At 35.6% G+C, this 8975-nt stretch carries 10 protein-coding genes and 1 pseudogene; 5 read left to right on the top strand and 6 right to left on the bottom strand.

Annotated elements, in window-relative coordinates:
- Positions 1-133 precede the first annotated feature (133 nt).
- On the bottom strand, positions 134-313 hold the full coding sequence (locus V7014_RS21240) for an SE1561 family protein (protein ID WP_335510070.1): 180 nt from the start codon (positions 311-313) through the stop codon (positions 134-136).
- Between the two features lie 249 nt (positions 314-562).
- Between V7014_RS21240 and yfkAB the strand changes: the two genes are divergently transcribed.
- Complete coding sequence (yfkAB, locus tag V7014_RS21235; protein ID WP_335510068.1) at positions 563-1702, top strand: radical SAM/CxCxxxxC motif protein YfkAB; 1140 nt, start codon at positions 563-565, stop codon at positions 1700-1702.
- A 143-nt stretch (positions 1703-1845) separates the two neighbouring features.
- On the opposite strand, the gene V7014_RS21230 is transcribed toward yfkAB, so the two are convergent.
- Complete coding sequence (locus V7014_RS21230) at positions 1846-2658, bottom strand: YfkD famly protein (RefSeq protein ID WP_335510066.1); 813 nt, start codon at positions 2656-2658, stop codon at positions 1846-1848.
- Between the two features lie 438 nt (positions 2659-3096).
- Positions 3097-4158, bottom strand: coding sequence for a calcium/proton exchanger (gene cax / locus V7014_RS21225; RefSeq protein WP_335510064.1), 1062 nt, complete (start codon positions 4156-4158; stop codon positions 3097-3099).
- A gap of 128 nt (positions 4159-4286) precedes the next feature.
- Here cax and V7014_RS21220 point away from each other — a divergent pair, with 128 nt between their 5' ends.
- Positions 4287-5462, top strand: a complete 1176-nt coding sequence (locus V7014_RS21220) for an MFS transporter (protein WP_335510062.1) — start codon at positions 4287-4289, stop codon at positions 5460-5462.
- A gap of 26 nt (positions 5463-5488) precedes the next feature.
- Positions 5489-5599 (top strand): annotated as a pseudogene (locus V7014_RS21215) (hypothetical protein); the annotation flags it as partial.
- Positions 5600-5835: 236 nt separating this feature from the next.
- On the opposite strand, the gene V7014_RS21210 reads toward V7014_RS21215, so the two are convergent.
- The 3 genes from V7014_RS21210 to V7014_RS21200 are packed head-to-tail and all read right to left on the bottom strand — an operon-like array spanning position 5836 to position 7559.
- A complete protein-coding gene (locus V7014_RS21210) occupies positions 5836-6669 on the bottom strand; it encodes a YihY/virulence factor BrkB family protein (protein WP_335510060.1) in 834 nt (277 codons plus the stop codon).
- 31 nt (positions 6670-6700) lie between these two features.
- Positions 6701-7066 carry a YtxH domain-containing protein gene (locus V7014_RS21205; protein ID WP_335510058.1) on the bottom strand — a complete coding sequence of 122 codons (366 nt, stop codon included), beginning with the start codon at positions 7064-7066 and terminating at the stop codon, positions 6701-6703.
- A 22-nt stretch (positions 7067-7088) separates the two neighbouring features.
- Complete coding sequence (locus V7014_RS21200; protein WP_335510056.1) at positions 7089-7559, bottom strand: low molecular weight protein-tyrosine-phosphatase; 471 nt, start codon at positions 7557-7559, stop codon at positions 7089-7091.
- Positions 7560-7781: 222 nt separating this feature from the next.
- Between V7014_RS21200 and V7014_RS21195 the strand changes: the two genes are divergently transcribed.
- Together V7014_RS21195 and V7014_RS21190 are read left to right on the top strand one after the other, a co-directional pair.
- Positions 7782-8006 carry a DUF1128 domain-containing protein gene (locus V7014_RS21195; protein WP_335510054.1) on the top strand — a complete coding sequence of 75 codons (225 nt, stop codon included), beginning with the start codon at positions 7782-7784 and terminating at the stop codon, positions 8004-8006.
- 217 nt (positions 8007-8223) lie between these two features.
- A complete protein-coding gene (locus tag V7014_RS21190; protein WP_438824953.1) occupies positions 8224-8625 on the top strand; it encodes a thiol-disulfide oxidoreductase DCC family protein in 402 nt (133 codons plus the stop codon).
- Positions 8626-8975: the final 350 nt, after the last annotated feature.

Here is an 8975-nt window from a genome sequence, read left to right as displayed (position 1 = left end):
TGACTTATCGTAGGGAGGTCGGCGAAATCCACTAGGAGCTGGGCGCTGGAGCTAGACATAGAAATGCGGAAGTGCCCAGCCGCTTTGCTCCTTATGAACTGCTAAAAACAAAAAAGCCCCAAAAGGGACTCTCTTATCTTATTTTAAACTGTTCGCATTTCACTTCAAGTTCATCCAGCATTTCGATTAGACGATCTACATCTTCCAAATCCGCCTCTTCTGGATCTATATTATCAAGAACTTCTAAGAACATTGTTAAACGTTGTTTTAGAAAATTCATTTGATCATCTTTATTTGATATCGGTTTACCCATGAGCATATTGCCCCTTTCTGACGTATACACATAATACAGTTAGTAGTTATATTCTCTTACAAAAGCAAAAAAAATTCAATGAATACTTTCAAATCAATTGTTTTTCATTCCCAAAAAAGATACAGTAATATTTGTTTTAATCCTTAAATCCCCACATATACTCTAATGATATGCACCTTGATATGACCTATAAGGCATATAGAAAGCATTTAAGAAATACTATACTCTAATCTTAAGGGAGAAGCGAAAATGATCTTAAACAAAGAAAATCAATTACAACCGATAACGATAAACCACGACCCTTGGGAAGCTTATAATGACATAGAACAATTTGGAAAACAGATGTTAACCAATATTGAATTCACAACAACAAACCTTTGCAATATGCGTTGCGAGCATTGTGCGGTTGGCTATACATTAACGAATAAAGATGAAGCAGCACTGCCGATTGATTTACTGTTAAATCGATTAGATGAAGTCGAGCATTTGAAAGCATTAAGCATTACAGGCGGAGAGCCTATGATGTCTAAAAAGAGCGTTCAAAACTACGTCGTTCCTTTATTAAAGTATGCCCACGAACGTGGTGTTCGAACACAAATCAACTCTAACTTAACGGTCGACTTGGCAAGATACGATGATATCATTCCTTATCTAGACGTCCTACATATATCACACAATTGGGGAACAATTGATCAATTTATTGATAATGGCTTTGCCATGATGGACAAAAAACCAACAAGACAACAAAGAATAAAACTGTTTGATCGAATGATTGAAAATAGTAGAGAACTGTCCAAAAAAGGAGTCTTTGTATCAGCTGAGACTATGATTAATAATCGTACATTGCCTTATCTTGATAATATTCATAAACAAATTGTAGATGAAATGCTATGTAAACGCCATGAAGTACATCCAATGTATCCAAGTGATTTCGCGTCAGCATTACAAGCTGTTTCATTAGAAGAAACCCGTAGTGCAATAATGCATTTATTAGACATTCGTAATCAAGATGTGTGGATGCTATTCGGTACACTTCCATTTTACCCATGTAGTTCAAAACCTGAAGACATCGCCTTACTTCAAAAACTATATGCTGCCAAAAATGTAACGGTCCGTAATGATCCCGATGGTCGATCACGATTAAATATTAATATTTTCACTGGAGAAGTAATTGTAACGGACTTTGGTGATGCACCACCATTAGGGAATGTTCAAACAGATACACTACAACAAGCCTATGACAATTGGAATAACACTTCACTTGCAAACACTCTTAATTGTCATTGCCCACATGTAAAATGTCTAGGACCTAATGTACTTGTCAAAAATTCGTATTATCCGAATGTCGACTTCAAAATAAGAAAAGCGGATTCTAGTCTGATTCGTTAATATGAAGTATAGCAAAAAGGTGTCCTATTTCTAGGGCACCTTTTTCTATTGCATATAATACTCTTCCATTAAAAAGGACCGGTGAAGGGTTTTCTTAATTGTCTAGCTCCAGCACTTAGCAACTAGTGCTTCCGCTTTTCTACTTACCGTGGACGATCTGTCGCAATAAATCCAAATGATATGTGATCTTGTACAGGTATCCAAGCTCCAATTCCTTGTGATGTAACGTTTTTAATGACTAGTGATCTTTTGTTTCCTTTTAACATGAGATACACTTCACCATATGTCACTTTACCCTTTTCATTTACTGCACTTGCATAAGCATATAAGTAACCTAAACGATTAGGAGGGATATTATAAATTCGTTCGCTTTTAGTACCTCCGCCTATAACGGTTTCAAATGATAATGGTAAATTGGTTTTCTCTGCAGCTTTTAAAATCATCATCTTCTGTACATCTTGTGATGATGGAACTTTGGCTGTTAGTCCACCACGAATCATCTTCTGTAGCTCTTGCACATAGTGCATACGATACGGAATATTTCCTCCACGGTTATCGTGGTAATTCGTATTAATTTTTTGAAACTCCCAGTTTGGTGACGTTTCTGCTGATTCATAATGCAACGCCCAGTGACCTAAATAGATTGTTGCGCGATAGCCTAATGCAAATGGCGCTTTCGCTATCGTTGTTTCATTTAAAATTCGGATTAGCTCTGGATTTTCTATCTTTACATTGGAAGACGAAATCAGTTGTTTCGTAAGCTCACTCGGTTGTAAAAAAGGTAAATCTTGACTTGGATTGGGATACGTATTTTCTTTCGTAATATGAATGACATGAGCAGGGATTTTTAATGCAGCAACTTGACTGCTTCGCTGTGTCAATGATATTCCATTAGCTCCTAGAGGATATGCACATACTAATATTGCTGTGCTTATTGTAATGATCCATTTCTTCATTATGCTGACTCCTTCTCTCAGAAGTAGATTTTGATGTAAAGTTATTTTTTGTCGGCAATCAAGATTATATTCAACAAGCACCTAAATGTAATATTTTTGTAATTATTTGATTATTTACTTTATAAGTCCCAAGAGTTATAATAAGGGTAATCTTCAGTAGAAGGAGGGAACAATTGCGATAATACCAACTATTTTAAGGGGGTATGTCTATCGATTGTAACAGCAGCATTCTTTTTCTACACAAAATAACAATAGAAAGCGGTGAACCTTCCTACAAATATTATAACAAAGTCGTCATGTAAGGTTGTTTGAAATAAAGTAGCCAAAACGATTGGTAACGGTAATAGTTTGTTGGATTTAAGTATGCATGTAAATTTAATAAAAGAATTTTAATAATGACTCTGCAAATTTAGAACGTGTGCAGAGTCATTATTTTGTTTATAACAAGAAAAATCCGATACCCATAATCACATAGGCTGCTAGTAGTGTGGCTCCTTCAAACCAGTTCGTTTCCCCATCATTAGAGAGGACAATCATAAGAAAGACTGAAGTTACCATTGAAATTAACTCTGGCCACGTGAACACAAGTGGCATCGATGTTGGAAATAACAAAGAAATCAATACAAGAATTGGTGCGACAAACATCGCAATTTGCAACGTTGACCCTACTGCAATTTCAACTGCAACATCCATTTTATTTTTATATGCAAAGATAATGGCTGATGCATGTTCAGCAGCATTCCCTACAATTGCCACGATGATAATACCAATGAATAATTGCGACCATCCGAATGATGCTGCAACTGTTTCGAACGTATGAACGAGATTTTCCGAAACGTATGCAACAGCGACAGTTGCCAACAAGAGAATAATCAATGCTTTCTTCTTCGACCATTCTGGCACTTCCTCTTCCTCTAAAGAGCCTATCCCCTCTTTATGCTGATACACACCACGATGTGTTACCAACTTAAAGAATAATGCTGCCAAATACAATACAATCATAATAATAGCTATGCCAATACTTAAGGACATTGTCTTCGTTTCATTCATTGTTTGCGAGAAAACTTCCGGAATAACAAATGCCACAATCACCGCAAATATTAATAATCCAGCATTATGCCTAGCATCGAATACGTTAAACTTTTGACGTTTAAACTTTAAACCTCCGATAAAGAAAGAAAGGCCCGCTACGAGCAACAAGTTACCTAGTACAGAACCAGTTAATGATGCTAATACTACTTCAATTAAGCCCGCTTGCAATGCAAAGATAGAGATGATTAATTCTACCGCATTACCAAACGTCGCATTCAATAATCCACCCACTCGCGGCCCCATAACAACAGCTAAACTCTCAGTTGCCCTCCCCATAAAACTAGCCAGCGCAATGATCGTCACACAATACACACCAAACATCACTACGCTCGGCCAATGCATGAGGCTTCCCGCTAAAGAGAGCGGTAATCCCAATAGTAAAAGAATAAAAAATATTTTATTTCCCATACACTTACCTCACTTTCCAATGCGCTTATTTGGTTAGGTTACCCCTATCCAACCATTTTCTTGCACAAAATGGACATTGTAAGTACGATAGATATAGGACAAAAATACGACAAAGGAAACATACAATCATGAACAAAGATACCTTACGCTTTTGGATACTTGTTAGTATCGTTGGAATTTCTGGTTTTTCACAGGGCATATTGATGCCTCTAATCGCTATTATTTTCGAAAGTGATGGAGTAAGTTCTTCATTAAATGGGCTTCATGCAACAGGCTTATACATTGGTGTTTTATTCGCAGCACCTTTTATGGAAGCACCTTTACGACGCTTTGGATATAAGCCATTGATTATAGTAGGTGTTGGAGCAGTAGCAATCGCTTTTGCTTTCTTTCCTATGTGGAAATCATTCTGGTTTTGGTTTATTTTAAGACTTATTATTGGTATTGGGGATCATATGCTTCATTTTACAACGCAAACATGGATTACCGATTCTTCACCAGTACATAAACGCGGAAGAAACATCTCGATTTATGGTTTGTTTTTCAGCCTTGGATTTGCTTTCGGACCTATAATGGCACGATTAGTACAAATAAATGAAGCACTTCCATTTATCATTTCATCTGCGGTCACTGTTTTAGCATGGTTAACTGTATTATTACTTAAAAATGAATATCCTGCGCAAAGTACACAAACAGAATCCATCTTCAGTACATTTTCACGATTTAAAAATGTATTACGATATGCTTGGGTTGCGTTGCTTCCACCACTGGGATTCGGCTTTTTAGAAGCTTCGTTAAACGGTAATTTTCCTGTCTATGCACTACGAAACGGAATAAATATTGATGCTGTATCATTAATTTTACCCGCCTTTTCTATTGGAAGTATCATTTTCCAAATCCCATTAGGCATGATTAGTGATACATACGGTCGTCGAAAAGTTCTTAAAATTATTGTTTTAATAGGTTGCGTAACTTTCACTGCTGCTGCTATCATTCAAGATTCAGTAATCGGCTTATTACTTTGCTTCACATTCGCTGGCATGATTGTAGGCTCACTATTTTCACTTGGTATTAGCTATATGGCCGATCTGTTACCGAAAGATCTGCTACCTGCTGGAAATTTACTTTGTGGAATGTTCTTCAGCTTCGGTAGCATGATTGGACCTTTTTTAGGTGGACTAGTTATTGAGCATTTTGCTGGAGGATCTTTCTTCTATCTACTAAGCTTCGTTTTATTAAATATATTCTTTGCTTTACTAAGTTTCAGACCAAAGAAGAAGCATGCACATGATTTTGCACTTTAAATAGTAAGTCATATTTGTTTATGTTCCTTATTGCATCAAACTTCTTACAATTTCTGGACCTTCCTTTAGGCGTAATAGGACATGAAGGCAGTACGATTCTTGTTATATTAAACGACTTGCGCTTATTGCGTAGTTAAGATAGAAAAGGGCTAAAGCTCTCAGCTTTAGCCCTTTTCTTGTTTAATGATATCCGTTCTGACCGTTTGCAGAACTTGATGTTTTATGTTTTGGCTTATTTTTACCCTTTTGCTTAGTACCGCCATCTTTTTTTGTGTGCTTTGCCATAGTATATTCATCCCTTCTAATTGCGTAGTGAACGATGTAACCGTTCAAACTTATCATGGCTTATAATCGACCTTAATATGAAAGAGAATTACTGGGATGTCTTACGCTCACTAACCATTGCGTTCAATTCGCCACCAATAATGATAATGTGAGCTGATAAGTAGAACCAAAGCATTAAAGCGATAATACCTCCGATGCTTCCATATGTAGCCGTATAACTGGAAAAGTTATTTACATAGTAGGAAAATCCCCAAGAAACAACTGACCATCCAACGGTCGTAAATAATGCGCCTGGCGCAACCTTGCGTCGCAGATTTCTATTAAATGGAACCAACCAATATAATATGCTAAATACACAAAATAAAATGAGTATACTCATTACCCAACGAAGGACATTCCATACTACTTGAAAATTATGGTTAAGATCAAGGTGAGAAAATATAAACATGCCTATTTGCTTACCGAATACAGGTAAAATTAATCCAATAATAAAAACAAACACCATAGCGATTGTTAATATAATCGAAATGGTTCTTGTAAATAAATAGGTACGATTATCTTCAACATTATAAGCTCTGTTAAGGGCTTTATGAATAGCATTCATACCATTTGAAGCTGACCATAGTGTCGCGATAACCCCAAAAGATAGTAATTTACCGCTACCTTGCATAATGTTAATAACTTGGCTTTCAATAATCTGCATGGAACTTTCAGGAACGTAAGTACTTAGAAAGGCTAGAATATCTTGAGCTGTAATGGGTAAGTACGGTAGAAGCGTTACCAGAAAGAGCAACAATGGAAAAATTGATAATAAAAAGAAAAACGCAAGTTGAGCAGCCATACCAGATACATCATGGTCCTGCATTCTTATAATTATCTTAGCTAAAAATCTTGTTGTAGTCACTGCGCTTTTCTTAATCATGGTATCACCCCACACATTTATCAATTATAGCTTAAACATGTACTTCCTCTTCCCTACGATCTTCAGTAAAGGCTTCTTTCGTTTCTTTAACAACAGAAGCTAATTGTGGTGTAATATCCTTTATCGCTTCCACTTGATTGGTAATCACTGCCACATCTTCCGTAATGCTTTCGATTGTAGAACGAATTTTATTCGATGTCTCTTTTACTTGTCCGATTACACGATCTGGATTTTGAATGATTTCACGTGTTTCTCGTAAGCCTTTCTTAGCACATTCAATTGTTGTCTCCCTCGTGTGACGATCTAGCAGACTAATTGCTGCACCAGCTAATGCTCCTAATAATATACCTTGTAATAATTTATTTTTATTCGAGCATTTGTTATGACATGTACTCAAAATGTTCTCCTCCCTTTCTATTTTATAACCCTTGTTCTGTTTTTATTTTCTGTAGCAATGCTTGACATCCTTTGTTAACCAAATCATATACTTCATCAAAGTTACCCGTGAAATATGGGTCAGGAACATCTTTATTCTGAACATCTGGGACAAGATCTAACAGCCTTCCTACATATGCTTCAGTATTTCCTTCTTGCCACTGCTTCATATTTTCAATATTGCTTGTATCCATCGCAATAATATATTGATATGTATCATAATCTTCAGTAACCATTTGACGGGCCTTCATACCTTCATAGCTAATTTCTTTACGATCCAATAAATCACGTGTACCTTGATGAGGTTGGTGACCAATATGCCAATCCCCTGTACCTGCAGAATCTATTGTAATACGGTCATCTAACCCTTCCCGTTTTACTAAATCACGAAACATCGCTTCCGCCATTGGAGAACGACAAATATTGCCTAAGCATACGAATAATACGTTTACCAAAATATCCACTTCCCTACATTTTTTATCCCGTTCAACTAATAATCGGTGGGAGATGGACGAAAACCACCACCGATTAAAGTTTCACTTTATCTACCTTACATAATAGTATATTTATAACTATATTTTCTATTTTTTTAAGTTTCTTTTGGTAATTCTTTAAGTTCGCCCTCATTCAGGTTATACTTTTTTAAGATAGAACACTAGGGGAAAGGAAGTTAAGAAATGGATTTAACAAAGAACACACCTGAAAATGTAGAATATATGGTTGAAAAAATAAAAGAAAAACTTCGTATGATGAATGTAGGAGCCATTAACTCTTCACACTTCAACCATGACATGTACGAAGAGTTAAATGATTTATATACAATGGTTATGAGCAAAAAAACATTTAGCATAAGTGAGATGGAAGCCATTGCTTCAGAGCTAGGAAGCCTAAAGAAAGTGTAATGAAAGCTACTTCTTACTATTAAAAAGAACTATCATTGTAAGATAGTTCTTTTCTTTTTCATATATTATCCCCGCATTTCTGTATTCATCACAACATAACGTCAATGTTTAAATATATACAAGTTAGAGTATAAGTAAGTACTAAATAAATTATGTTATAATGGCTTCAAAAACATTTACGCATAATTTTCAATGATGAAAATGAAGGTGATTTAGTATGAATGACATTCACAGCATTGTTCTTTTCGATGGTGAGTGCAATTTATGTAATAACAGCGTACAATTTATTTTAAAGCGAGATCATAAGCAGTATTTTCAATTTGCTTCATTACAAAGTGAAATTGGTCAAACTTTACTACAACAACATCATTTGCCAAAGACACTAAATAGCGTTGTCGTTATTGAACAAGGGGTTGCCTACACTGAATCAGATGCACCTATACACGTCTGTAAACATTTAAATGGACTTTGGAAATGGCTATATGCAGCAAAACTAATCCCTACGCCTTTACGCAACTTTTTTTATAGAATTATCGCAAAAAACCGCTATCGATGGTGGGGAAAATCATCCTCTTGCATGCTTCCTACACCAGATTTAAAAAAACGTTTTTTGTCTTAACATCCAACAAAAAACGTATCTATTGGATCTTTGTATAAAATTATAAATATTTTGAATTTTCTGTTAAAAATTTATGTATTTTTTGTTACAGATGGAATATAATTAAATTATCCATAAAGCTAATATGTTTAAAGTGAAACAACTCCCTAAACTTAAATATGATTAGTGGTGGAACTTGGTGAAATAAACCAGGTTTTAATATGGATGAATCAGATGTTTAACCCCCTTATGATGGTTATTTAGCCATTAAAATTTACCTAATAATTCCCCATTTCTGATCCATGACAACCATTTGTTATGGAAATTTTTTTGTATTTAGAAAAGCGGAAGCGCCCCGTTTTGCTCCGTAT

The sequence above is a fragment of the Bacillus sp. JJ722 genome (genome assembly GCF_036963345.1).
Taxonomy (GTDB): Bacteria; Bacillota; Bacilli; order Bacillales; family DSM-1321; genus Bacillus_AD.
This window is presented reverse-complemented; position numbering and strand designations above follow the sequence as displayed.